This is a genomic window from Ruegeria sp. AA6 (assembly GCF_056542865.1).
On the sequence record NZ_JBQGAN010000009.1, the window covers coordinates 1 to 24499 of the forward strand.

At 57.1% G+C, this 24499-nt stretch carries 19 protein-coding genes; 13 read left to right on the top strand and 6 right to left on the bottom strand.

Features of this window, described 5'->3' with window-relative positions; translation table 11 throughout:
- Window positions 1-167: 167 nt before the first annotated feature.
- Complete coding sequence (locus ACR0LN_RS12340) at window positions 168-1112, bottom strand: PDR/VanB family oxidoreductase (protein ID WP_480430015.1); 945 nt, start codon at window positions 1110-1112, stop codon at window positions 168-170.
- A 262-nt stretch (window positions 1113-1374) separates the two neighbouring features.
- Between ACR0LN_RS12340 and ACR0LN_RS12345 the strand changes: the two genes are divergently transcribed.
- The 4 genes from ACR0LN_RS12345 (at window position 1375) to ACR0LN_RS12360 (ending at window position 5230) form a co-directional block, all read left to right on the top strand.
- Window positions 1375-2280 carry a LysR substrate-binding domain-containing protein gene (locus ACR0LN_RS12345; protein ID WP_480430016.1) on the top strand — a complete coding sequence of 302 codons (906 nt, stop codon included), beginning with the start codon at window positions 1375-1377 and terminating at the stop codon, window positions 2278-2280.
- 102 nt (window positions 2281-2382) lie between these two features.
- The gene (locus ACR0LN_RS12350) at window positions 2383-3540 is read left to right on the top strand and encodes an aromatic ring-hydroxylating oxygenase subunit alpha (RefSeq protein WP_480430017.1); all 1158 of its coding nucleotides are present in this window, start codon (window positions 2383-2385) and stop codon (window positions 3538-3540) included.
- Window positions 3537-4988, top strand: coding sequence for an aldehyde dehydrogenase family protein (locus tag ACR0LN_RS12355; RefSeq protein WP_480430018.1), 1452 nt, complete (start codon window positions 3537-3539; stop codon window positions 4986-4988). Before ACR0LN_RS12350 ends, ACR0LN_RS12355 begins: the two co-directional genes overlap by 4 nt.
- Before the next feature lie 2 nt (window positions 4989-4990).
- On the top strand, window positions 4991-5230 hold the full coding sequence (locus ACR0LN_RS12360) for a hypothetical protein (RefSeq protein ID WP_480430019.1): 240 nt from the start codon (window positions 4991-4993) through the stop codon (window positions 5228-5230).
- Window positions 5231-5417: 187 nt separating this feature from the next.
- On the opposite strand, the gene ACR0LN_RS12365 is transcribed toward ACR0LN_RS12360, so the two are convergent.
- Window positions 5418-5750 (bottom strand): hypothetical protein, encoded by a 333-nt coding sequence (locus tag ACR0LN_RS12365; protein ID WP_480430020.1) that lies wholly within the window; start codon window positions 5748-5750, stop codon window positions 5418-5420.
- Window positions 5751-5939: 189 nt separating this feature from the next.
- Window positions 5940-6095, bottom strand: a complete 156-nt coding sequence (locus ACR0LN_RS12370; protein WP_480430152.1) for a hypothetical protein — start codon at window positions 6093-6095, stop codon at window positions 5940-5942.
- Between ACR0LN_RS12370 and ACR0LN_RS12375 the strand changes: the two genes are divergently transcribed.
- Window positions 6036-6428 carry a hypothetical protein gene (locus ACR0LN_RS12375; protein WP_480430159.1) on the top strand — a complete coding sequence of 131 codons (393 nt, stop codon included), beginning with the start codon at window positions 6036-6038 and terminating at the stop codon, window positions 6426-6428. The genes ACR0LN_RS12370 and ACR0LN_RS12375 overlap by 60 nt on opposite strands.
- Window positions 6429-7310: 882 nt before the next feature.
- Complete coding sequence (locus ACR0LN_RS12380; RefSeq protein WP_480430021.1) at window positions 7311-9731, top strand: GcvT family protein; 2421 nt, start codon at window positions 7311-7313, stop codon at window positions 9729-9731.
- 871 nt (window positions 9732-10602) lie between these two features.
- Here the strand turns inward: ACR0LN_RS12380 and ACR0LN_RS12385 are convergent.
- The 3 genes from ACR0LN_RS12385 to ACR0LN_RS12395 form a co-directional block, all read right to left on the bottom strand.
- Complete coding sequence (locus ACR0LN_RS12385; protein WP_480430022.1) at window positions 10603-11097, bottom strand: lactoylglutathione lyase family protein; 495 nt, start codon at window positions 11095-11097, stop codon at window positions 10603-10605.
- Between the two features lie 578 nt (window positions 11098-11675).
- Entirely contained in the window at window positions 11676-12230 is a 555-nt protein-coding gene (locus ACR0LN_RS12390) for an ActR/PrrA/RegA family redox response regulator transcription factor (RefSeq protein WP_480430023.1), read from the bottom strand.
- Between the two features lie 76 nt (window positions 12231-12306).
- Complete coding sequence (locus tag ACR0LN_RS12395; protein ID WP_480430024.1) at window positions 12307-12927, bottom strand: SCO family protein; 621 nt, start codon at window positions 12925-12927, stop codon at window positions 12307-12309.
- A 92-nt stretch (window positions 12928-13019) separates the two neighbouring features.
- On the opposite strand from ACR0LN_RS12395, the gene regB reads away from it, so the two are divergent.
- From regB to addA, 7 genes are all read left to right on the top strand, one after another.
- A complete protein-coding gene (gene regB / locus ACR0LN_RS12400; protein ID WP_480430025.1) occupies window positions 13020-14417 on the top strand; it encodes a sensor histidine kinase RegB in 1398 nt (465 codons plus the stop codon).
- Window positions 14418-14481: 64 nt separating this feature from the next.
- A complete protein-coding gene (locus ACR0LN_RS12405) occupies window positions 14482-15987 on the top strand; it encodes a PAS-domain containing protein (protein ID WP_480430026.1) in 1506 nt (501 codons plus the stop codon).
- Window positions 15988-16028: 41 nt separating this feature from the next.
- Window positions 16029-16502, top strand: coding sequence for a tRNA (adenosine(37)-N6)-threonylcarbamoyltransferase complex ATPase subunit type 1 TsaE (gene tsaE / locus ACR0LN_RS12410; RefSeq protein ID WP_480430027.1), 474 nt, complete (start codon window positions 16029-16031; stop codon window positions 16500-16502).
- Window positions 16499-17503, top strand: coding sequence for an aminoglycoside phosphotransferase family protein (locus tag ACR0LN_RS12415; RefSeq protein WP_480430028.1), 1005 nt, complete (start codon window positions 16499-16501; stop codon window positions 17501-17503). The genes tsaE and ACR0LN_RS12415 overlap by 4 nt, the downstream gene beginning before the upstream one ends.
- Complete coding sequence (locus ACR0LN_RS12420; protein WP_480430029.1) at window positions 17500-18186, top strand: nucleotidyltransferase family protein; 687 nt, start codon at window positions 17500-17502, stop codon at window positions 18184-18186. The genes ACR0LN_RS12415 and ACR0LN_RS12420 overlap by 4 nt, the downstream gene beginning before the upstream one ends.
- On the top strand, window positions 18179-21106 hold the full coding sequence (gene addB, locus ACR0LN_RS12425) for a double-strand break repair protein AddB (protein WP_480430030.1): 2928 nt from the start codon (window positions 18179-18181) through the stop codon (window positions 21104-21106). The genes ACR0LN_RS12420 and addB overlap by 8 nt, the downstream gene beginning before the upstream one ends.
- Entirely contained in the window at window positions 21103-24462 is a 3360-nt protein-coding gene (gene addA, locus ACR0LN_RS12430) for a double-strand break repair helicase AddA (protein ID WP_480430031.1), read from the top strand. The genes addB and addA overlap by 4 nt, the downstream gene beginning before the upstream one ends.
- The last annotated feature ends 37 nt before the right edge of the window (window positions 24463-24499 follow it).

The following is a 24499-nucleotide window of genomic DNA, read 5'->3' on the forward strand; positions in this document are numbered from 1 at the left end:
AACGCTGTAGTTTTCATAGAAACCGGCATCCGCCGTTTCTATCTCTACATCCGTAAAGGGTTCGGGTACCGACATTCTTTCCTCCGTGTTGGGATTTTTGTTGCGCCACGGTTTAAAAAACACGCGTGTTTGCACCGGAACGCATTGGGTTGGCACAAACCGTGCGATTATAGCGCCAGAACCAAACGGTCAGACTTGGCGCGTGAGACGCACGTACACATGTAGCTGTTGGAGGCTTGCTCTTCGGGTGTCAGAATACCGTCTCGATGATCCACCTCACCTTCCAAGACATCGACCATGCACGATCCGCACAGACCTTCCGAACAGCCGAAATCGACGTGCACGCCATTGCTCTTGAGAACTTCGAGAATGGTTTCATCTTTTGCGACCGTATAAACTGCACCAGTCGATTGAACTTCAATTTCGAAGCTGTCATTGGGCGCGTGTTCGATATCCGATGCAGCCGCGAAACGTTCAAAGTGAATTGAGCCGCCGCGCAGGGCAGCGCCCGCTTCCAGTACAGCATTCAACATTGGTTCGGGACCGCAGGTATACACGTCCGCACCCATCGGCATGGATTGCATAACCGCCGACAAATTGAACTGACCGTCTGTTTCATCGCAGTGTAGATGATACCATTCGTCCAGACCCAAGGCGCGAAATTTGTCGTCCATTGCCGCCAGATCCTTCGAACGGACGAGATAATAAACCCGAAAATCCTGCCCGCGGTTCAGTAACTCTCTTGCCATGGCGACCATCGGGGTCGCGCCGATTCCGCCAGCGATTAGCGTTACGTGGCGGTCATGGCTTTCCAACTTGAAATGATTGCGTGGCCCCCCAATGGACACCTGGGCACCTTCCTGCAGCTCATGCATCGCCACAGATCCGCCGCGTCCGTCGGGTTCACGTTTGACCGCAACATTGAGCGTTCGGCCATCCTGGCTCCAACTCCACAAGGAATATTGGCGAACCAGATCGTCGCTGAGGTGCACATCCACATGGGCTCCGGGCTCAAGACCAGTAAATCGGCCGTCAGCAATCTCAAAACAGAAATCCGAAGTGTCCGGGCTAAGTTCAGTTTTCCTGACCAGACGCGCAATCTGTGTGTTCATCGGATCTCTCATTTTTTTTGCTCATGACTTAACGCGCCGAAGAGTGCGGGGTTTAAGTCGACTTTGGCGTTTACCTTTGCCCGGCCTAAACCAGGTTGAGTCCCGAATGGACGATGCTGAATAACTGCCGTTGGTATAGTTGATGTGGGGCAAGTTCTCAGCCGGTGCCAAACCTGCAGAAAAAAAGATAGATTTCAATTGCAATTTTTTTCACACTCAGATGAAGTGAGCTCAAGTTAGCCAGCGAAGCCACACAACACTCATGTCCCGACGCCACTATAACCTTCCGCCGCTTGCGACTCTTTCTTCCTTTGAAGCCGCAGCGCGCCATCTCAGTTTTAAAGAGGCTGCGAGTGAATTGTCGGTTACGCCCGGAGCAGTAAGCCATCAGATCAAAGCGCTAGAGACTGAGCTATCTGTCGCCCTTTTCATCCGAAAACATCGTGGTGTTGAACTGACCGATGAAGGAAACGCACTTTACGAAGCCTTGGGTCACGCATTCATGACAGTATCCAGAGTGCTGGAACAGATTCGCAGCGGCGACTCGGAGAACCAGGTAACTGTCGGATCCACCACGGCGGTTGCAGCTTTGTGGTTGTCCCCTTCCGTCATTCGGTTCTGGCAGGACTACCCACATGTCAAGGTCAACCAAATGGCGCAGGATACCTCATTTTCTGATCGCTCGGATGTTGATTTTTACATTCGCTATGGGAAGGATTCAAACACGTCGCTTCCTCATACGAAACTCTATCGCGACACTCTGACCCCAGTTTGCAGCCCCGAGCTTGCATTTGAGCTTAGGGGAGCCAGCCTGGAAGACCTGACGCAACATCGCCTGATCCATCTGGACAGCAAGGACAACACTTGGACAACCTGGCCAGACTGGTTTCAAACGCTTGGGTATACTAAAAGTATTCCGGTTCAGTCGCGGGTGAATAGCTACGCTCTGGCCTTGCAAGTTGCCCGCAAGGGGGCTGGTCTGGCCTTGGGCTGGAGACGCCTGATACAACCGATGCTTAACTCAGGTAAACTTGTCGCTCTTGAAGAGTACAGCGTACCCGCGCCGAACAATTTTTATCTGGTAGGGAAGCAGGACGAGAAGCTGTCTGATGGAGCGCTGGCTCTCAAGAACTGGCTTATAGACGAAGTTCAAGAGCATTCGGTTTAGTCAAGCTCATCCACCGGTTAGGTTTTTTAGTATTGAAGACAGACCACTCGCCCTGCCATCTGAGCCCAAGCCAATTGCCATTCAAAAGCTTAGGAGTGACTGATGAACAAGCACACACCGCTCTCGTCCGTTCTGACCCCGGTAAACACTGCAAACGGGCTGCCGAACGCGCACTATATTGACCCCGAGGTTTTTGCCGAAGAACGTGAGTCGGTTCTGTTTGCGAACTGGTCCGGTATTGGCTTTGGCAAAGATGTGCCCGAGGCCGGCGACGCAAAACCTGTCGATTTTCTGGGCGTACCCCTTTTGATGGTGCGTGATCGGACGGGCGAAATCGGCGTGTTTCAGAACACCTGCCGCCACCGTGGCATGATTTTGGTAGACAAACCGCAGAAGATCCGCGGCGCGATCCGCTGCCCGTACCATAGCTGGTGCTATGGTCTGAATGGCGAACTGCGTACGGCGCCGCATGTTGGCGGCCCGGGTCAGAATACGCACGAAGATCTGGATTTCTCCGAATTGGGCCTGATCCGCATTCGCTCTTACGTCTGGCGTGATGTGGTCTTTGTCAACATGGATGGCAATGCTCCGGAATTTCAAGAAGTGCATGGTGAACTGATGGAGCGCTGGAAAGAGTTCGAGCAGCCCATGTACCATGGCGGCTCGGGCGCGTCGGTTCTGCTTGAACTAGATTCCAACTGGAAACTTGCAGTTGAGAATTTCTGCGAAAGCTATCACCTTCCCTGGGTTCACCCTGGTCTGAACAGCTATTCGCGTCTTGAGGACCACTACAACATCAACGAACTGGGCAAATATTCGGGTCAGGGGACGCTGGTGTATCGCCAGTTTGAAAGCGAGACCGGCGAAAAGCTCAAAGACTTTGACGGTCTGAGCAGCAAATGGGCTGAGGGCGCAGAGTATATCGTGGTCTACCCAAACGTGATGTTGGGCGTGCAGCGTGACCACGGCTTTGCCTTTATTCTTGAGCCCGTCAGCTGCGAAAAAACCCGTGAGCACATCGAACTCTACTATGCTGAAAAACCGGAAGACTCACCGCAACATGAGGAGTTGCGACAAAAGAACGCCGAACTCTGGGGCGACGTTTTCCAAGAAGACGTGTTTGTCGTGGAGGGCATGCAAAAAGGCCGCCATGGCGTCAAATTCGACGGTGGGCGCTTCTCGCCTGCTATGGATGGCCCCACCCACTGCTTCCACCACTGGGTAGCAACACAAATTGAAAAGGGCCGTGCTGAGGCATGAGCGAATTTATCAAGGACGGGCTGGCCAGAAACTTTCTGGCCGGCGCTTGGGTCGAAGGTGATGGCGGCGCGGTTGTAGCGGTTGAAGATCCCGGCAAAGCCGAACACGTTGCGGACTGCGCGCGCGCAGGTGAGGAATCTCTGGCTAAGGCTTTGGATGCGGCCCGTGCCTCTTTTGAACGGGGTGATCTTGCGGATATGAAACCGGACGCACGCGCGCGTCTGATGTACCGTATAGCGAAAGAAATCCGCAATATCGCGGATGAAGGTGCCGTATTGCTGTGTCGCGAAAGCGGCAAGTCGCTGGACGCTGCGCGGGACGAGTTCATCGAAGCCGCGCAGTATTTTGAATACTACGGCGGCGTGGCTGACAAGATCGAAGGCAAATCCATTCCTCTGGGGCCAGACTACGCGGACTATACCGTATACGAACCCTTTGGGGTGTCTGCCCAGATCGTTCCGTGGAATTTCCCTGTCTCAATCGCAGGCAGGTCCCTTGCGCCTTCGATGGCGGCGGGAAATTCGACGATCATCAAATCACCCGAGCTGGATCCGATCGGGCTTGCCCTGCTGGGCGTTGCGTTGGAACGGGCCGAGGTTCCGGCAGGATCGGTCTCCATCCTGAACGGCACCGGATCAGATATTGGCGCAAAACTGGTCGCCAGTTCTCAGGTAGACCAGATCGTTTTCACCGGATCTGTGCCCACCGGCCAACGCATCCTGCGGTCGGCCGCCGACAACGTGATACCGTCTCTGATGGAACTGGGTGGAAAATCCGCCGCCGTAGCTTTTGAAGACGCGGATCTGGACACGCTCATGTCCAGCCTGCAAAGCGGCATTTTCTACAACGCTGGCCAGGTTTGCTCTGCTATGGCGCGGGTGCTGGTCCACCGCTCGATCTATGAGTTCGCTATCGAACGCGCAGCTGAATTGGCAAATGGTTTGCGCGTTGGTCACGGGCTGGATAACCCCGAGCACACACCTGTGATTTCAGCCAATCAGCTGGATCAGGTAGAGGCGCTGACCTCGACCGCGCGACAGGATGGGGCACGGATTGCCGCTGGTGGCACCCGTCTGGATCGAAAAGGCTACTTCATGGCGCCGACCATTTTGGCAGATGTCGACCCTTCCAGTCGTGTTGCACAAGAAGAGATCTTTGGACCCGTCGCTTGCTTCACTCCGTTCGACACCGAAGCCGAAGCGATCGCCATTGCCAATGGTACGGAATTCGGACTCGTAGCAGGGGTGTTCACTCGGGATCTGGCACGTGCGCATCGCGTATCGCGCAGACTGCGTGCGGGTCAAGTGTTTGTGAACGAATGGTTTGCAGGTGGCATTTCAACCCCGTTCGGGGGTGTCGGAAAGTCCGGCTTTGGTCGCGAAAAGGGACTTGAGGCTCTCTATAACTATGTGCGCACAAAGAACATTGCGATCTCGCTGAAAGGCTGACCATGGATCTGGAAGATCTAGATAAACAACTGTTGCAGGCACATGCTGAACATGATGTGCCTGCGTTGATCCGCCTGTATCGTGAGGCGGCCAATCAGGCTGAGCAACGTCAAGATCATGACGCGGCCTGTTTCTATCTGACCCATGCCTTTGTGTTCGCGCTGGAGTACGGCGCGCCCGAAGCTGACGCCCTAAACCTCATGCTTTATGAGCGCGGGCGGGCGCACCGCTTGGCCTTTTGAGTCCAACGCGACTTCGGGGGACTATCCCAAAAAGCGGGCGAAAAATGACACATTTCGCCTTCTTATATTCGAAAGTTTTCCTGGTTGCCGCGCTGTCTACGGCGAGCGGTTCAAACCATTGCGAGCAGCCAGGCTGGTGGCGTGTCAGCGGAACGTTGGCGTTTCAGCCTTCGAACGACCGCAGATCTCAAGCTGCTGCGACTGGCCGTTGACCATCTGCAGCGTGACAGATTTCAACCCCGGACGAGCCGGTGTCCGTAGCCGGCACACCTGCCATCACATCGCACTCGGCAATCCGGGGGATTGTTGCGCGGGTAGTCCACGACGATAACCTCGAACCCTCACAATCGGTGATCAGAAACCCACCCATCTGGTTTTCCTTACCCGCAAGAATGACGTTTGCGTCGGACCGTGTTGCGCTCAGGGCCACAATCGGACCTGACGGCCCTGCACATATAATCAACACATCACAAGGCAGATATCGTTTACCGTAAATGTCCGGGTCCGCCTCTTTGGTCACGCTTCCCAACCTGGCGGCATTTCAGATCATATGCCCTTAAAGTTTTTTTCAGAACACAGTCGTCCGCATGAAGTCTTGTAGTAGAACTTCGCGGTCAGAAACGGCGACACCAGGTCGTTGATTGAACGCGCGTCAGAAGCGAGTGAAGGCCATCGTTTCTGCGATGTAGCGGCCAGACCATCACACAGCTCAACTGTCGTCGCTCGAGTGTTGGGGTATTTCCGATTGCCCGCGCGTAACTGAACCAGCGTATTTGGCTCTTCCGAACCCAACGTCAGAACACCGATGGTATTGGAAGCTGCGACCTACCAGACGCACATTGTTGGCCAGCGGTGCCGGGGCCAGCGTATCGCCCTGGTGGCCCTCATAGAGTTTTCTGTCGAAGGAAAAGGTCATCTTTTTCAAGCGATTAATCAGGCCGCGCTGCTATCGATTGGTCTGAAACACTTTTCCCGCACGACATCCGGAGCTAACAATCCCGCCCGATCATCTGCAGCAAGGACATACCGGCTTGGGCCACGACTCGACCACCGGAAGATTGGCGCGTTGCGCATGGGTGTTGTAGCAATCGATATCGTCACCGAAGACCAAACCTCCTTTGTCGGATTGGCTGACGTAGAAATGTCCCGCACCATAGGTGATCACGCCGTCCAGCATCGGCTTCAATCCTTTGGTTAAAAAAGCCTGCAGAACGTTTTGATGGGCAGGCACTTACCGCCTTTGGTGCACAAACCCGTCACTTCGCAATTCCGGATTATACCGGCTCCGCGCTGGTCACCGGTGAAGGCATAGCCCAAGTCGCTGTATTTTGTCGGACTGTATCGCCCCGGCGATGTAACAACCCGCCTCTGATCGGGAACAGCGCATTATCAAAGTTCGGGAAGAGATATATCGCCCGCGCGCCAACTATATCCAAACGCTCTGCCCCGGGCCCGTTGAAGAGAATAGTATTGCCCCGACGGCGATATGTATCACGCTGCGCATCCATATGGCACAGGTTCAAAATTCCGCGCTTGCTGACCATCGCGTATTGTTCAGCCCTTTTTCGAGGTTCTCCCACAGGTTCAGGGACAGCTCAAAAAGGGACTGGTTACCATCTAGCAGATAACTTGCCCGAATAATCGTTGTGTTGGGGCTAACATTGCCACCTCCGATCCCGCCCTTTCCAGAGCGGAAATTTTCGCAGTCTGGTACGCTTTGGCCAGAAAATTAGCGGTAACCAATCCGTGGTCGCCGCCACCAAGTACCAAGAAATTATAGTCCGATTGCAATTCAGGAATTCGCCAGACCGGAGCCCACCCCGGTGCCCATTCAGAACTTGCCACAATATCGTCAGTGCCGAATACCGCTTGTGGATACTTCCTTGTCTCGCACAGCGCCATGACACATGCGCCAGCGGTGCTCCACAGACCCGTTGGACGCCGCAATTCGTAAGATCTACTTCGACAAAATCCGAACTGGGTTTAGTACATCTAACTTATCCATGAATTTTGTGGGCATTGTCGACGTGGCGGAATTCGTGAAAAAAGTGCCTCGGGAAAAAACGCGCGAGATAGCAAAATGCGAACAGAAGCTCAGGCCGTCGTTATTGGTGGCGGTGTAATCGGGTGCTCGATTCTTTACCATTTAACCAAATTGGGGTGGTCGGATGTGGTTCTGCTGGAACGGGATGAGTTGACCTCTGGCTCAACTTGGCACGCTGCAGCTAATATTCACGGCCTGCACGACAGCACCAATATCAGTCGCATCCAGCACTATACGATGAATTTGTATAACGCGCTGGAAGAGGAAACCGGCCAAAGCTGTGGCGTATTCCAACCAGGCTCGTTGTATCTTGCACAAACCGAGGAGCGCGAGCATCAGCTCAAGCTGCAGGCGGCAAAGGCCAAGCTCTACAGCATGAACTTCTATGAGATCAGCATCGAAGAAGCGCAGAAGTTGAACCCGCTGGTCAATTACGACGGTATCCGCTGCGTGATGTTCGAACCCGATGGCGGCAATGTGGACCCGTCAGGTGTTACCAATGCCTATGCAGTTGGTGCGCGTCAACGCGGGGCAGAAATTCACCGCTTTACTCCGGTCACCGCAACGGAACAACAAGAGGACGGTAGCTGGATCGTCAAAACACCCAAGGGCGACATTAAAACGCCATGGGTTGTCAACGCTGCCGGGCTTTGGGGGCGCGAAGTGGCCAAACTCGCCGGGATCGAGTTGCCACTGCAGCCGACAGAGCACCAGTATTTTGTCACCGAAACCATGACGGATGTGGAAAGCCACGGCACCCGTCTACCGTCTGTGTCGGATCGCGACGGCGAGTATTACCTGCGCCAGGAAGGCCAGGGGTTATTGGTCGGGGCTTATGAAAAGGACATGAAGTTTTGGGCCGAAGAAGGCACCCCGCTGGATTTCGCTCATGACCTGTTCCCCGACGATCTGGAACGGATCGAAGAAAACATGATGAACGCTATCGAGCGCCTTCCCGCCGTTGGCGAGGCCGGGATCAAACGCGTCATCAATGGACCTATGATCTGGTCACCGGATTCCAACGTGCTGATGGGTCCGGTCCCGGAAGTTGAGGGCTATTTCTGCTGCAACGGTATTATCCCCGGTTTCTCCCAATCCGGTGGTATGGGCTTGATGGCCGCGCAGTGGATCATCGAAGGTGAGACCGAATACGATATGTTCGCCTGGGATATGGCGCGATTCGACAGCTGGGCGACCAAAGAGTTCACCAAGGCTCGGGTTCAGGATCAATACGCGCACCGTTTTGCCATCCATTTCCCGAATGAGGAACGCAGCGCAGGCCGCCCGGCCCGTGTTCGTCCGATCTACGAGACACAGAAGGAAATGGGCGCCGTATTTGGCCTCAACGCTGGATGGGAACATCCGCTGTGGTTCGCAGATGTACCAGGGACCGTGGACACTAACGGGTTCACCCGCCAGAACTGGTGGGGCCCGGTAGGCGAAGAATGCAAAATGCTGCGCGACCGTGCCGGGATCATCGATATTTCGAACTTCGCGAAATATGTCTGCAAGGGCCCGGGCGCGGCTGATTGGTTGAACGCTGTCTTTGCCAACAACATGCCTAAATCCGTGGGCCGCTCCTGCCTGACGCCGTTGATATCAAAACGCGGGGGCATCGCAGGTGACTTCACTGTGACACGCGTGGCCGAGGATGAATTCTGGATCATCGGTTCGGGTATGGCTGAACGCTATCACAAGCGGTTCTTCAAACAGGTTCCGTTACCGGAAGGCACTACCTTCGAAAGTAAAACCGAAGCGATGTGCGGCTTTAATGTGGCCGGCCCCAAATCACGTGAGATTTTACAGCGTTTGACAAACACGTCACTGGCGACCGCAGATTTCCCCTTCATGCGCTCGGCCAAGGTTGAGCTGGCAGGCGTCGAGGTTCTGGCCCTGCGCGTTTCCTTCACTGGCGATTTGGGGTGGGAGCTGCACTGCGCCACCGAAGATCAGACGCGCCTTTACGCGGCCTTGGTTCAAGCTGGCAGAGAATTTGACGCCGGCCCCGTTGGCAGCCGTGCGCTGATGTCGATGCGTGTCGAAAAGGGCTATGGTTCATGGAGCCGTGAATACAGCCCCGAATACTGGCCGCATGAGGTGGGGCTGGACCGTCTGTGCAAGTTCGAAAAGAGTTTCCTCAATAAGGAAGCCGCACAAAATGTTCTGGATACTCCAGCACGCGAGCAACTGGTACTGCTGCATCTGGACAAGGCCGATGTCACCGCCTCGAACGCAGATGCAACCGGAGGCGAACCTATCTTTAAGGATGGGCAAGGCATCGGCCGAGTAACCTCAGGCACATATGGTTATACCGTTGGTATGTCACTTGCCTTGGGCTACGTGAAAAATGCCCAGCCGGGAGACGAGGTTGAAGTCATGGTGCTTGGGCGCCCGCATAAAGCAACGATCCTGAAAGAGCCTCCCTTTGACGCAGCGGGTAAAGTTCTAAGGTTCTAGTGTGAGAGATGCCTAGACCGCTCCCCCCTATCCGCATTTTGGGTAGGGGGTGCCCCATCGGATGTGTTGCAGGCATTGGGCTCAGCTAAATCGGAAATGGGTTCCGACTTTGTTCGTGGGATTACTTAAACTACTGATTTAAAAATATTTTACTGTGAATTCCGGGGGATGAGCGCTTGGAAGCTGAAATATTACTGGTTCGCTACACGACGTCATACATTCCAATCAAGAGGTCATAACCTCGCGCAATGTTTAGCTTAACCACGCGACCCGCAATATTTGGGTCGAAAAAATTCGCGTCGCTGACAGAGGCGCAAGCCCTATTGAATAAGCGCTGCACTCTTGGGTAGTGGTATATCGACGAATTCGACAACCTATACACGGGAATCGAATGCCTCTTTCTGAGCTGGCAAAAAAGCAGAAAACACTCTTGATTACATACAGTTCGAGCAAATACTGATCCCGCTGCGCGCAGGTTCTTTGCCAAGGCGCTTTCGTCAAACGGGATTCCCAGAAAATCCGTGATCGAAACAAGCAGTGCCAAAGCTGCAAGCCGGAAGGCCATCAACACAATGCCGAGGAGATTCGGCTGCCCGATACCAATCGCGATGCTGAAGCGGAAACACTTGGAATAATATCATCGAACAGGATCGACGGTTCGCCAAACGGCGAACTCGCTCAATGCTGGGTTTCAAATCCTTAATCTCTGATGAATCGACTTTAGAAGGTCTCGAAGTGGCCAACATGATCTGCAAGGGGCAACTCAAGCTCAAACATTGTTAGTTACTTTGCACAATTCTCTGAACTGGTTGCCTGAGCACGATCCCATCGCAGGAATGGACCGTCACGTTAAAAACTTCGCAACAGATCCCTATTGGTAGGCACCGGCGGAATAGGTCAGCTCATACGAGTGGCTATAAAGCTCGAACACATTCCCGAACGGGTCTTCCATGTAAACCATGCGATACGGTTTTTCGCCGGGATAGTATTTGCGAACCTGATTCATTCGCTGCTTTCCACCCAGTACTTCGATGATTTTGACCCGCTCTTCCAGATTTTCATCCTGCACACAGAAGTGAAACAGGCCGCGGCGCCAATATTCGAAAGGCCGTTCTTCTTCGACCGTTTTGGGGAACTCGAACAATTCGATACCGACGCCATCGCGCATCGATAGGTGGGCAATGCGGAACGACCCCCATCCCTCGCCAAATACATCATCGCACATCTGACCGATGGCGCTGTCGTCTTGATGGATCTCGGTGGGCTCCATCAGAACGTAGAGACCAAAGGCCTTGGAATAGAACTCGACGGCTTTTTCAAGGTCAGGAACGGTGATGCCGATATGGGAAAATGTAAGGGCGGACATAGTGTTTCTCCTAGGGGATTTGCTCTGAATATAGCGGAATTCCCGGGCGTGACATGAGCCGCTGAAAGCATAGGCGGTATGCAACGAGCTTGATGCTCGGTCAGGCATTCACTTTTCTGGGCACAAATTTGCAGGCTGAAAATCGAAGAGACTACAGGCGAATTATGTTGGAAGTTTAGCGTGTTGCCCAATAGAGGATGTAGAAAGGCAGTACCAAGACCACTGCCCAACCAGCCATCCGATATATGAATTTGAATTCCTCGGCCTTCCGCATCGCGAAACTAAAATGTCCAGTGGATTGTCCAATAGGAGTTTTCCGAAAGCGTCCGGGCAGGACGCTGATCAACCAATGCAGAATTCCCATGGCGGCCGTAACACCGCAGAACACCAAACCAAACACGCTTGCGAAAAACCCAAACGGGGTCCAGGCACCATCCCACGCCTGGTGGATTACCGCGATAATGATCGTAAAAGGTAACAAGCCGGACAAACCGAGAAACAACGCACCAACACGTTGGACAAAGGTCTCCGGTACAGAACTGTAAAGGAATTTCAACGGCCTTGCGGTGACCCGCGCCCTAACGCGGGCTGCGCTTCGCCAATATCCGCTGCAACGTCCTGCGGTGCATGTTCAGGCGGCGAGCGGTTTCGCTTACATTCCGGTCACACAGCTCATAGACCCGCTGGATATGCTCCCAACGCACGCGATCCGCACTCATTGGGTTTTCCGGCGGTGGCGGCAGCTCATCATCCTTGGCCAGCAATGCGCTGGTGATGTCTGTGGCGTCGGCAGGTTTTGACAGATAGTCGGTCGCACCGATCTTAACGGCAGCAACTGCGGTGGCAATCGCGCCATATCCGGTCAGAACCACAACCCGGCTGTCGGGGCGTTTTTCGCGCAGAACTTCAACAACATCCAGCCCGTTGCCATCCTCAAGCCGCAGGTCGACCACGGCGTAGGCAGGCGGCCGGGCGGTGGAAATGGCGCGCCCCGCGGCGACAGAGCCAGCGGTCTCAACCTCGAACCCACGTTTTTCCATGGCCTTGGCCAGACGCCTCAGAAACGGCTCATCATCATCTACCAGAAGCAGGGATTTATCGGGGCCGATATCGAGGTCAGAGCTGTCCGCCATGTTCTGTTCTTTCCGCTATTTCACGCTATTGGCTTAATTATGAGTAATAGCAGCGCCATTTCAAAGGTCAAACAACTCAGAGCTTATCCAGAAAACATCCGACCTTGTCCGCCATCTGCTCGGGCGTGTCATCGCGGTTGAAAAACTCAAGGAAACCATGCTCGGGCGTCACCAGGTAGGTAAAGGTTGAGTGGTCGACCAGATAAAACTCATCGCTTTTGTCGTGGGCCTTATAATAGGTCTTATAGGCCTGGCTGGCGGCCTTGACCTGTTCGGTTGAACCAGTCAACGCGATGGTCTTGCCACCAAGGTTAAAGGCATAGTCATCGACTACCTCGGGCGTGTCGCGATCCGGGTCGATCGAGATGAACAACGGCGTCACAGACTGGCCACGCTCGGCCAGAATATCCACAGCTTCGGCGTTGCGGGACATATCAAAAGGGCAGACATCAGGGCAGAAGGTATAGCCAAAATAAACCAGCGTCGGTTCAGTGATCACGTCCTTGTCGGTGACCGTCTCGCCCTTGCCGTTGATCAGTTCGAACGGGCCACCGATGGCAGCGGACCCACCCGCAATCTGGCTGGAGCGGCATTGCGCGAACTGATCGTCCGAGCGCCCTCCCATCGTCAACAGCCACATGGCGCCTAGACCGACGGCCAGAACAACAGTTGCAAGGATGGCGTAAAGACGGACCATGTCATCTATCCTGAGACAAGAGGGGTTGTTGATCGTTTCGGCCGGGACACCTATCAAGATGATCAGCCGATGCAACAGGACATAATAGACCGATGGCAAATTCCAACATCACATTATGGAGCGGCCAAGAAGGCAGCAACTGGATTCGGCTGCGCACGCTGATCCTGTTGCGCTGGGTGGCCATCATAGGCCAGTTCACGGCCATCACCGTGGCGCAACAGTACTATCATATGCAGTTGGAAATCGCGCTGTGCTACCTGGCGATCGGTGTCTCGGTCATGGGCAACATGACGGCCATCCTCCTGTTCCCGCAGAACAAGCGCCTGACCGAGTTCGAGAACTTTCTGATGGTTCTGTTTGATCTGATGCAGTTGGCCGTCCTGCTGTACCTGACCGGCGGTCTGAACAACCCGTTTGCGCTGCTGCTGTTGGGTCCGGTGACCATCTCGGCCAATGTGATGAGCACGCGTTCCACTCTGATCGTGGGCGGTGCGGCGATTATCCTGACCACGTTGTTGGCCGAGTTTCATATTCCCTTACGCACAGAACAGGGCCAGATGCTGGAAATCCCTGACATGCTGGTGTTCGGAAACTGGGCAGCGATTGTCATCGCGATTGTCTTTATCGGGGCCTATTCCCACCGTGTCAGCGCCGAAGTCCGGTCCATGTCCGAGGCGCTTTCCGCAACGCATATGGCCTTGGCGCGCGAACAGAAACTGACCGATCTGGGTGGTGTCGTCGCTGCTGCGGCGCATGAACTGGGCACACCACTGGCCACCATCAAGCTAACCAGTTCCGAGTTGATTGAAGAGTTGGACGACCGCCCGGATCTGAAGGAGGACGCCGCCCTGATCCGCGAACAGGCCAATCGCTGCCGCGATATCCTGCGCGACATGGGGCGTGCCGGCAAAGACGACCTGCATCTGCGGCAGGCACCGCTGTCAACTGTTATTCATGAGGCAGCCGAGCCGCATATCCACCGAGGTAAAACCGTGCATTTTGACGAAGGCCCGGCCGGTGATGGCGATCTGCAGCAGCCTTCGATTCTGCGCAAACCTGAAATCATCCACGGGCTGCGCAACCTGATCCAGAACGCAGTGGACTTTGCCAGCGCCAATGTCTGGGTCGAGGCCGAGTGGACCACCGATCAGATTACCATCGACATCATGGACGACGGGCGCGGCTATCCCGCCCAAATGATCGGCCGGATCGGAGATCCCTTCATGCGGCGTCGACGGGCCGAGACTGATCAGCGAGCCCGCCCGGAATATGAAGGCATGGGTTTGGGCCTGTTCATTGCCAAAACCTTGCTGGAGCGCAGTGGCGCAGAGTTGCATTTCGCCAACGGGTCGGACCCCTATCAAAACCTCTGCGACGACCCGGAACGTCGGGGCGCCATCGTGCGGGTTTCGTGGCCACGTAAACTGGTCGACGCACAAACCGGCGACACCCCTGTTCCTTCGGGCGCAAATCAACGTATCCAGGTCTGAATTAAGACCCCGTTAACCATTCCGGCACATAGTCCCGTTTTGTGGTGTCAGCCCCGAGGAACGTATGGTCGACTGGATCATTCTAGCCGCTATCAGCTTGGTATCAGCCAGTCTGGCAGTACAATGGCTTTTGCCCCGTCGCCGGCAAGCCGGAGACAACTTTGGCTTGTCCGCCCCCGCATCCCTGTTCAACGCCGTTTTTCTGTTCGACGCGGACCGGTTGATCAGCCATTCCGACATTGCGCTGGAAGGCTTTGAATCCGTCCGCGACTGGTCTGATCTGAGCCGTCTGCTGCAACGGGATTTTCCTGCCTTTCCGGAAACGCCCGAACCTGTTCGGCGTGCGGGCACAATGATCATCCCCCCTATCGACTGCACCATCGAACGGGACATTTTGTGCGAGTGGATTGACGGCATCGTTCGCGTACAACTACGCGACAGCATAGACCGCCCCAGCGCCGTTCAGCGCGATGCGCAGGACCCGATCCGCCTGGCGATGGAGCAGGCACCCTATCCCGTCTGGTTGATGGATCATCAAAGCAACGTACGATGGTGCAATGCCGCCTATGTTTCGCTGGTGCGCAAAGTGCGCGGTCAGGATACCGACCTTACAGCGCCACTTTTTCCCGGTGCTCGTGGCGATACAAGGCTGGACACAAAGACTCGCATTTCGATTTCATCTGATGACCGAGAAAACAAGCTCTGGTTCGATCTGAGCCTCGTCGACCACCCCGAAGGTCACCTGTGCTATGCCGTCGATATCAACGCCATCGTCGCTGCAGAAACGACCCAACGCAAATTCGTCCAGACCATGACGAAAACCTTTGCCCAATTGTCGATCGGACTGGCCATTTTCGACCGTAACCGCCAACTGGCCCTGTTCAACCCGGCCCTGATCGACCTGACCACCCTGCCCCCGGATTTCCTCAGCTGTCGCCCCAGCCTGTCCAGCTTTTTTGACCGCTTGCGCGATCAGCACATGATGCCGGAACCCAAAAACTACCGCAGTTGGCGCAGCCAGATGAACGATCTGCTCGAGGCAGCCGAAGACGGCAACTATCAAGAGACATGGTCGCTGTCCTCGGGTTCGGTCTATTCGGTTAGCGGACGGCCCCACCCAGATGGCGCTGTGGCCTTTCTGTTTGAAGACATTACCGCCGAGATCACCCTGACACGCCGGTTCCGTTCAGAGATGGACCTGATGCAATCGGTTCTGGATAAGCTGGCCGATGCCATCGCGGTGTTTGGTGGCGACGGAACGCTGGCTTTCACCAACCGCGCCTATCAACAACTGTGGGGCGATAGCGGAGAGACCGGATTCGAGCCGGATTCCGTGCTGGACGTGACGCGCAGCTGGCAGGAACACTGCGCCGCCACGCCAATCCTTGGTGAAATCCGTGATTTCGTTGAAATGCGGGACGCTCGTGCTGAGTGGTCCAGCGCGCTGAGGCTGCGAAATGGTACCAATCTGACATGCACGGTCAGCCCCATGCAAAACGGCGCCACAATTGTTCGGTTCGCAACAGAGGACTCACCAAAAGCTCTGCCGATACCAAAAATCAGCGCTTGAACCGGGTTGCAGCCGACCGGGCGTAAGGCCATTGTGGCGCCATGACGCCGCACTCACGTTCGATCACCCTGAATTCGCCCGAAGAAACCGCAGAACTGGCCGCCCGGTTGGGTGCAGAATTGCGGCCCGGCGATATCGTATTGCTCGAGGGCGAAATTGGCACAGGCAAGACCCATTTCGCCCGCAGCCTGATCCAGTCACTGATGATCGTGCCCGAAGATGTCCCATCCCCCACCTTCACGCTGGTGCAGGCTTATGACACGCCATCCGGCGAAATCTGGCATTGCGATCTGTACCGGTTGAGTGCTGTGGAGGAGATCGAGGAACTGGGTCTGACCGAGGCGTTCGATACCGCAATCTGTCTGGTCGAATGGCCCGATAAACTGGGGCCGCTTACGCCCGGCTCGGCCCTGACATTGCGCTTAAAAACAGACCCTAGTTCAATGGAATCACGCCAGTTGACCATAAGTTGGTCCGACCCAAAATGGCCTCATAAACTGGAGAACGCCGCATGACAAACCGGGCTGTTCTGGCCGAAGCCCTTATAGCACAAACACCTTGGTCCAACGCAACGCGCGCGCCGCTGGCCGGTGATGCTTCTAACCGCAGGTACGAGCGTTTGACCGATCCCGGCACCGGGCGCACGGCGGTATTGATGGACTCTCCTCCGGGCAAGGCCGAACCGGTCGAGGCATTTGTCCGCATGGCAGAGTATCTGAGGGAAATCGGTCTTAGCGCCCCTGAGATTTACGCCGAGGATACTGAGTTCGGCTTTCTGCTTCTGGAAGACCTGGGCGACGACCTGTTCGCCCGCGTTCTGGAGCGGAACCCAGAGATGGAGCGCGCGCTATATGAGGCCGCAACCGATGTGCTGATCCAGTTGCACGAGGCGCGCACATTGTCGCTGCCTTCCTACGATCCAACCCTGATGACCGAATTGGCAGTTCTGGCCTTCACCAAATACGCGCAGTCAGTTCTTGGTGAACACGATACGGATGCGCGGACCCGGTTCGAGCAGCGCTTCGCGGACATTCTGCATCGCGAAACCTCGGGCAGCAAAGTGGTCGTGCAGCGCGACTATCATGCGGAAAACATGATCTGGCTGCCGGATCGTGTCGGGGTGAAACGGGTGGGCCTTCTGGATTTTCAGACCGCCATGCTGGGGCATCCGGCTTATGATCTTGTCTCGATGCTGCAGGATGTGCGCCGCGATGTCGCCCTTGGCACTGAAATGCGAATGGTAAACCGCTATATCGCCGCGACCGGAGTGAATGATCACGACTTCCGAACTGCCTACGCCGTTCTGGGCGTGCAACGAAACCTGCGGATTCTGGGGGTGTTTGCCCGTCTGGCAACGGAATATGGCAAACCTCATTACGTTGACCTGATCCCGGCCACCTGGGCGCATCTGATGCGCGATCTCAACCACCCGTCGCTGGTCACGGTCGCTGATTTGCTGCGAGAGGCCCTGCCCGACCCGACCCCGGAAAACCTGAACAGGCTCAAACATACATGACCCGACAACCCGACGCCGTTATGCTTTTTGCCGCCGGGTTCGGAACCCGTATGGGCGCGCTGACCAAGGACCGGCCCAAACCGCTGATCAAGGTCGCAGGTCGCCCCTTGATCGACCACGCGCTGGATTTGGTCGACGATTTGCACCCAGCGCGGGTCGTGGCCAACCTCCATTACCTGCCTGAAAAGCTTGAGGCGCATCTAACCCCCAAGGGCGTGCTGCTGTCCCGCGAAGAGCCCGAAATTCTGGAAACAGGCGGCGGATTGCGCGCCGCATTGCCTATATTAGGGTCTGATCAAGTGTTTACGCTGAACACGGATGCAATTTGGTCCGGGCCGAATCCGCTGACCCTTTTGCGGGACGCCTGGGACCCTGACAGAATGGACGCTCTTCTGATGTGCGTGCCAATTGCCCAGACCATCGGTCATACCGGCGCGGGCGATTTCACCGCTGATGCGGATGGCCGGATCACGCGTGGCCCAGGTTTAGTGTACGGCGGTGCGCAGATCATGAAAACCGAAGGGTTGATGGAAATATCCGAGAAAGCGTTTTCGCTGAATGTCCTCTGGGATCAGATGCACAAGCGCGATCGTCTGTTCGCCGCCGTCTATCCCGGTCGTTGGTGTGACGTCGGGCGTCCCGAAGGGATCGCTTTGGCCGAGGGCCTGATCGCCGATGTTTGAGCCCAGTGCCACGCCCCGTGTTTTTGCCGTTCCGCCCGGAGCTGACTTTCCCAAGGCTCTGGTCGACGGGTTGCGACGGCGCAGCGCCAACCGTCCGCCCGAAGCACTGGCGCGCGTGCAACTTGTGGTCAACACCCGCCGCATGGCCCGCCGCGTGCGCGACCTGTTCGATCAAGGCCCGGCTTGCCTATTGCCGCGCCTGTCACTGGTGACCGATCTGGGCGAAAGCGTCGATCTGGCGCAAATCCCACCGGCCATTCCACCGCTGCGACGCAGGTTGGAGCTGACGCAATTGATCGCCAAGCTATTGGAACAACAACCGGATCTGGCCGCGCGATCTTCATTGTTCGATCTGTCCGACAGTCTGGCGGCACTGATTGATGAAATGCAGGGCGAAGGCGTTTCCCCAGATGCAATCCGGCAACTGGATGTCAGCGATATGTCCGGTCACTGGGCGCGCGCGCAGGCGTTTTTCGGGATTGCCGATCACTTTATCGACTCCGGCCCCGATGCGCTGGACGCGCAGGCGCGGCAACGACAGGTGGTGGAAAACCTGATCGACCGTTGGCGGGTTGCACCGCCGCAACACCCGGTGATCCTTGCAGGTTCAACCGGATCGCGTGGCACGACGCTGATGCTGATGGAGGCCGTCGCTCGCCTGCCACAAGGCGCGCTGATCCTGCCCGGCTACGACTTCGATCAACCGGATTACGTCTGGCAGGGATTGGACGACGCGCTAACCTCGGAAGACCACCCGCAGTACCGGTTCCGCCAGCTGATGACCCGGCTTGAGGTGCAGCCGGGTCAGATCGAACCCTGGACAGATGATCCTGCCCCGTCCCTAACCCGTAACCATCTGATTTCTCTTGCGTTACGCCCTGCCCCGATCACCGATGCCTGGATGTCCGAAGGCCCGCAACTCTCCGATCTGGACGGCGCCACCAATGATCTGACGCTGGTCGAAGCGCAATCTCCGCGGGCTGAGGCGTTGGCTATTGCGCTGCGCCTGCGCGAGGCGGCGGAAACCGGCCAGACCGCCGCGCTGATCACGCCCGACAGAATGCTGACCCGTCAGGTCAGCGCAGCGCTGGATCGCTGGAACATCCTGCCCGATGACAGCGCGGGCCTGCCGCTGCAACTTTCACCTCCGGGCCGGTTCCTGCGCCATGTGGCAGGGCTGTTTGCCCGGCGGCTAGAGGGTGAGGCGATGCTGACCTTGCTGAAACACCCGCTGTGCCACGGTGGCGGCGATCGCGGCGCACATCTGTTGCACACGCGCGATCTGGAACTGGATTTGCGGCGCTACGGCCCTCCGTTCCCCGACAGCGCCAGCCTGACCGCCTTTGCCATCCGCAAAGACGTGCCCGAGGGCTGGATGCGCTGGCTAATCACCCATTTCTGCGACCAGCATGTCACAGGTGAACTGCCTTTGTCCGAGTGGGTCAGCCGCCTGCGGTCATTGGCCGAGGCGATCTCGACCGGAAGCGAGGGCGAGGCCGGGCCGCTCTGGGAAAAGAATGCGGGCCAAAAGGCACTGTCGGTTTTGACCGCGCTCGAGGATGAAGCCCAGCATGGCGGGCCGATAACGGCTCATGATTTCGCCGATCTGCTGGGCGCTTTGCTGGCCGGGGAAGAGGTCCGCGACCGCGACGCGCCACATCCGCGCATCATGATCTGGGGTACGCTTGAAGCGCGGGTGCAGGGGGCTGACCTGCTGATCTTGGGCGGCCTGAACGAGGGCAGTTGGCCCGAGGCCGCAGCACCTGACCCTTGGCTGAACCGTCAGATGCGTGACAAGGCTGGGCTCTTGCTGCCCGAACGCCGGATCGGCCTGTCAGCCCATGATTTTCAACAGGCCGTCGGCGCCCCCGAGGTTTGGCTGACCCGCGCCGTCCGATCCGATGACGCCGAAACCGTACCCTCACGCTGGCTGAACCGGATGACAAACCTGCTGCAAGGTTTGCCGGGGCAGGGCGGCCCCATGGCCCTTTCGGCGATGCGCGCCCGCGGTCAGGAATACCTGCGCTGGTCGGAACAGTTAGAGGCCGCACCTCGGATCGAGCCCGCTCGTCGCCCGTCTCCACGGCCTCCGGCCGCTGCACGTCCAAACCGTCTGAGTGTTACCGAGATCAAGCGCCTGATCCGCGACCCATACGCGATCTATGCCAAACATGTGCTGAAGTTGCGGCCGCTGGACCCGTTGGTACAGGTCCCGGATGCCTTGCTGCGCGGTATTGTCATCCATGAAATCCTTGAACATTTCATCAAGGACAGCGTTCTCGATACCGCCTTGCTGACCCGTGAGAATTTCCTGAAACGCGCCGCGACCCTTCTGGATCAGCATGTCGCTTGGCCCACCGCCCGTAAATTGTGGCTGGCAAGGCTAGAGCGGATTGCCGATGATTTCCTGAACGCGGAAACCGCCCGGCGCGGTGATGGCGGGCCGGTGGCCTTTGAGGCGGCGATGAAACTGGTGCTGTCGCCACTGGATGTCACCATCGCAGGCCGGGCGGATCGGATCGACCACAACAGCCGCGGCGCACTTCGGATTGTGGATTACAAGACCGGCACGCCTCCGACGGAAAGCCAGCAGGCCAAGTTCGACAAACAGTTGCTGATTGAGGCGGCGATGGCCGAGCAGGGCGCTATTGAAGGAGTCGATCCTCTCCCCGTGGCAGAAGCAGTCTTTATCGGCATGGGAGGCACGTACAAAGAGGTTGCGGCGCCTCTGACAAAGGAGCCTCCCGACAAGGTTCTGGCCGAGCTGAAAGAGTTGATTTCTGCCTATTTAGAGCCAGAACAAGGCTTCACGTCGCGCCGAATGCTGCACAAGGACACGGACATTGGCGACTATGACCATCTGGCGCGTTTTGGTGAGTGGGACCGCACCAGCGACTCCGACCCCGAGGTGCTGAAATGAATGCGCGCAACGACGCGACTGAGCGGCAGGTACAGGCGGCGCGGCCCGATGCCTCGACGTGGTTGGCGGCCAACGCAGGATCAGGCAAGACGCGGGTTCTGACCGACCGCGTGGCGCGATTGCTGCTGGGCGGGGTGCAACCGCAGCACATCTTGTGCCTGACCTATACCAAGGCCGCCGCCAGTGAGATGCAGAACCGGCTGTTTAAACGGCTTGGTAAGTGGGCAATGCTGGATAACAACGAGCTAAAAAGCGAGTTGGTCGAACTTGGCGTGACGGGCGCAATTGATCCCGAACGTTTGGCCCAAGCGCGTACGCTGTTTGCCCGCGCCATTGAGACGCCGGGTGGGTTGAAAATCCAGACGATCCATTCGTTCTGCGCCTCACTGCTGCGGCGCTTTCCTCTGGAGGCCGGGGTCAGCCCGCAGTTTTCCGAGATGGAGGACCGCGCTGCCGCCCTGTTGCGCGAAGAAATTGTCGAGGATTTTGCCGAAGGCCCGCAGGCCGCACTGATCGAGGACGTCGCACGTTTCGTCACCGATACGGGCTTTGAAAACCTTACGGCTGCGATCACGCATAAGCGTAACCTGTTTGCCCAGTCTCTGGGCTGGTCTGATCTGTTGCAGAAATTCGATCTGCCTAGCGGGTTTGACGAAGACACCCTACTGGCGCGCGTGTTTTTGGGGGGAGAGGTCGATCTGATCCGCTCGATCCTGCCTGCGTTAGTAGAAAGCGGAGGCAACAACGCCAAGGCGGCCACCAAATTGGCGGCCTTCACCGAGGCGCGGATTGGCAGCCTGCCGGTATTGGAAGGCGTGTTCCTGACCGGCAAATCCGCCAAAGAGCCCTTCACCGCCAAAATCAACAGCTTCCCGACCAAGGCCCTGCGCGAAGGTGCGTTGGCCGCGCAGATGCCGCAACTGGAATCCTTCATGCTCCGCATCGAGGCCGCGCGGGAACAGCGGCTGGCGCTGGTCGCTGCGCGCAAGACGCATGTGTTGCACCGCTTTGCCGCCGCCTTCCTGCCGGAATATGAACGCCGCAAGCAGTTGCGCGGCTGGCTGGACTTTGACGATCTGATCCTGCGCGCGCGGCAGGTGCTGAACGACCCCGCTGTGGCCGAATGGGTGCTGTACCGTCTGGATGGCGGCATTGACCACATTCTGGTCGATGAAGCGCAGGACACCAGCCCTGACCAATGGGATGTGGTCGAGAAGCTGGCGCAGGAATTCACCAGCGGTGAGGGTGCCCGGTCGGGGGTCGAGCGTACGATTTTCGTGGTCGGCGACAAAAAGCAATCGATTTATTCCTTCCAGGGCGCCGACCCGCAAGCCTTTGACCGAATGCAGCAGGAATTTGGTCGCAGACTGGAAGAATCAGGCTCTAAACTGTGGGATTCGACGCTGGAATATTCGTTCCGGTCCTCAAGCGCGATCTTGTCTCTGGTCGATATGCTGTTTGAAAACCGCACTGAGGCCGGGTTTCACAAAGACAGTTTGCACCGCGCCTTCAAGGCCGATCTACCCGGTCGGGTTGATCTGTGGCCGGTGGTTGAAAAGGTAGACGAGGACCAAGACGGAGACTGGACCGACCCGGTAGATCGTCCCGGCGCGCAGCATCACACTGTTATTCTGGCCGAAAAGGTGGCCCGTTCGATCAAGGATATGATCGACCGCGGTGAGACGATCCCCGAGGATGGCAAAACGCCCGGCACATTTGTACGCCGCAAGGTGCAGCCGGGGGATTTCCTGATCCTCGTGCAACGCCGATCCGACCTGTTTGCCGAGATCATCCGCGCGTGCAAGGCCCTGCGCCTGCCAATCGCCGGGGCCGACCGCCTGAAAGTGGGTGCGGAATTGGCGGTGAAGGATCTGGCCGCGCTGCTGAGCTTTCTGGCCACGCCGGAAGACAGCCTGTCGCTGGCGACCGTGCTGAAATCGCCTTTGTTCGGTTGGAGCGAGCAACAATTGTTCGATCTGGCACACAGGCGGCAGGAACAGTTCCTGTGGGCCGCCCTGCGTCAGCGGGCAGACGAGTTTCCCGAAACCTTGGCGATTCTCAACGATCTTCGGGGCCAGATCGACTTTTTGCGCCCTTACGACCTGATTGAACGAATCCTCACGCGTCATGATGGGCGGCGCAAACTGCTGGGCCGTTTGGGGGCCGAGGCCGAGGATGGGATCAACGCGCTGCTGTCGCAGGCTTTGGCCTATGAGCGCACGGATATCCCCAGCCTGACTGGGTTCCTGGTCTGGATGCAGACCGACGATCTGGAAATCAAACGGCAGATGAGCGGCGTCGGCAACATGATCCGGGTGATGACGGTACACGGCTCAAAGGGGCTGGAAGCACCGATCGTGATCCTGCCGGATACCGGCAAACGGCAAGCCCCGCGCGATGCCGAGATCATGGTAGGTGAGGGGGCGCCACTGTGGAAAGTGCCCGCCGATGCTTCTCCGACGTTGATCGCACAGGCACGGGCCGAGGCACGGGCACGAGAAGAGAATGAGCGCCTGAGATTGCTATATGTGGCTCTAACACGGGCCGAAAAGTGGTTGATCGTCGGAGCAGCGGGGGATGTCGGTAAAGACGGCACAAGCTGGTATCAGATGGTTGAGGCGGCAATGGCGCGGGCAGGGGCGGTACAATTGCCGGGGTCGGAAACCCTCCGCCTGTCACATGCGGATTGGGACGCGCTGCCGCTTGTTGAGCACATTGAGACCGAAGTGGTCAGGACCCAGCTACCTGACCAATTTCTGAAATCGGCGACTGCACCGGATCCCGAGCCAGACACACTCAGCCCGTCTGATCTGGGTGGAGCCAAAGCCTTGCCCGGCGAAACCGGTCAGGATGAAGAGGCCGCCAAGCTGCGCGGGACACGCCTTCATCTGTTGTTGGAGCATTTGCCTGCAATCGCGCAAGACCATTGGCCGCAGCTTTGCGCCCGGGTTCTGCCCGATATGCAGGACGCGGAACGGCACGACTTGTTAAAAGAGGCGAAAACCGTCCTGACGACCGATCATCTGCAATCCGTGTTTGCCCCCGATACGCTGGCCGAAGTTCCCGTCACTGCTGATCTAAACGGGCGACGCATGCATGGTGTGATAGATCGGCTGATCGTGACGGAAACCGAGGTGCAGGTGATTGATTTCAAATCAAATGCGACGGTTCCCGACAGCCCGGCCGCGTGCCCCGAAGGCTTGCTACGGCAGATGGGGGCCTATGCCCAGGCGCTGGCGCAGATCTATCCGGGCCGACAAATCCGTACGGCGATCCTGTGGACGCGCACGGCGGACCTCATGTGGTTGCCACACGATCTAGTGACAGATGCATTGGGCCGCACCCAGATATCTTGACCTTGGACGGCGGCGACCCTACGTTCAGTTCCCGAGT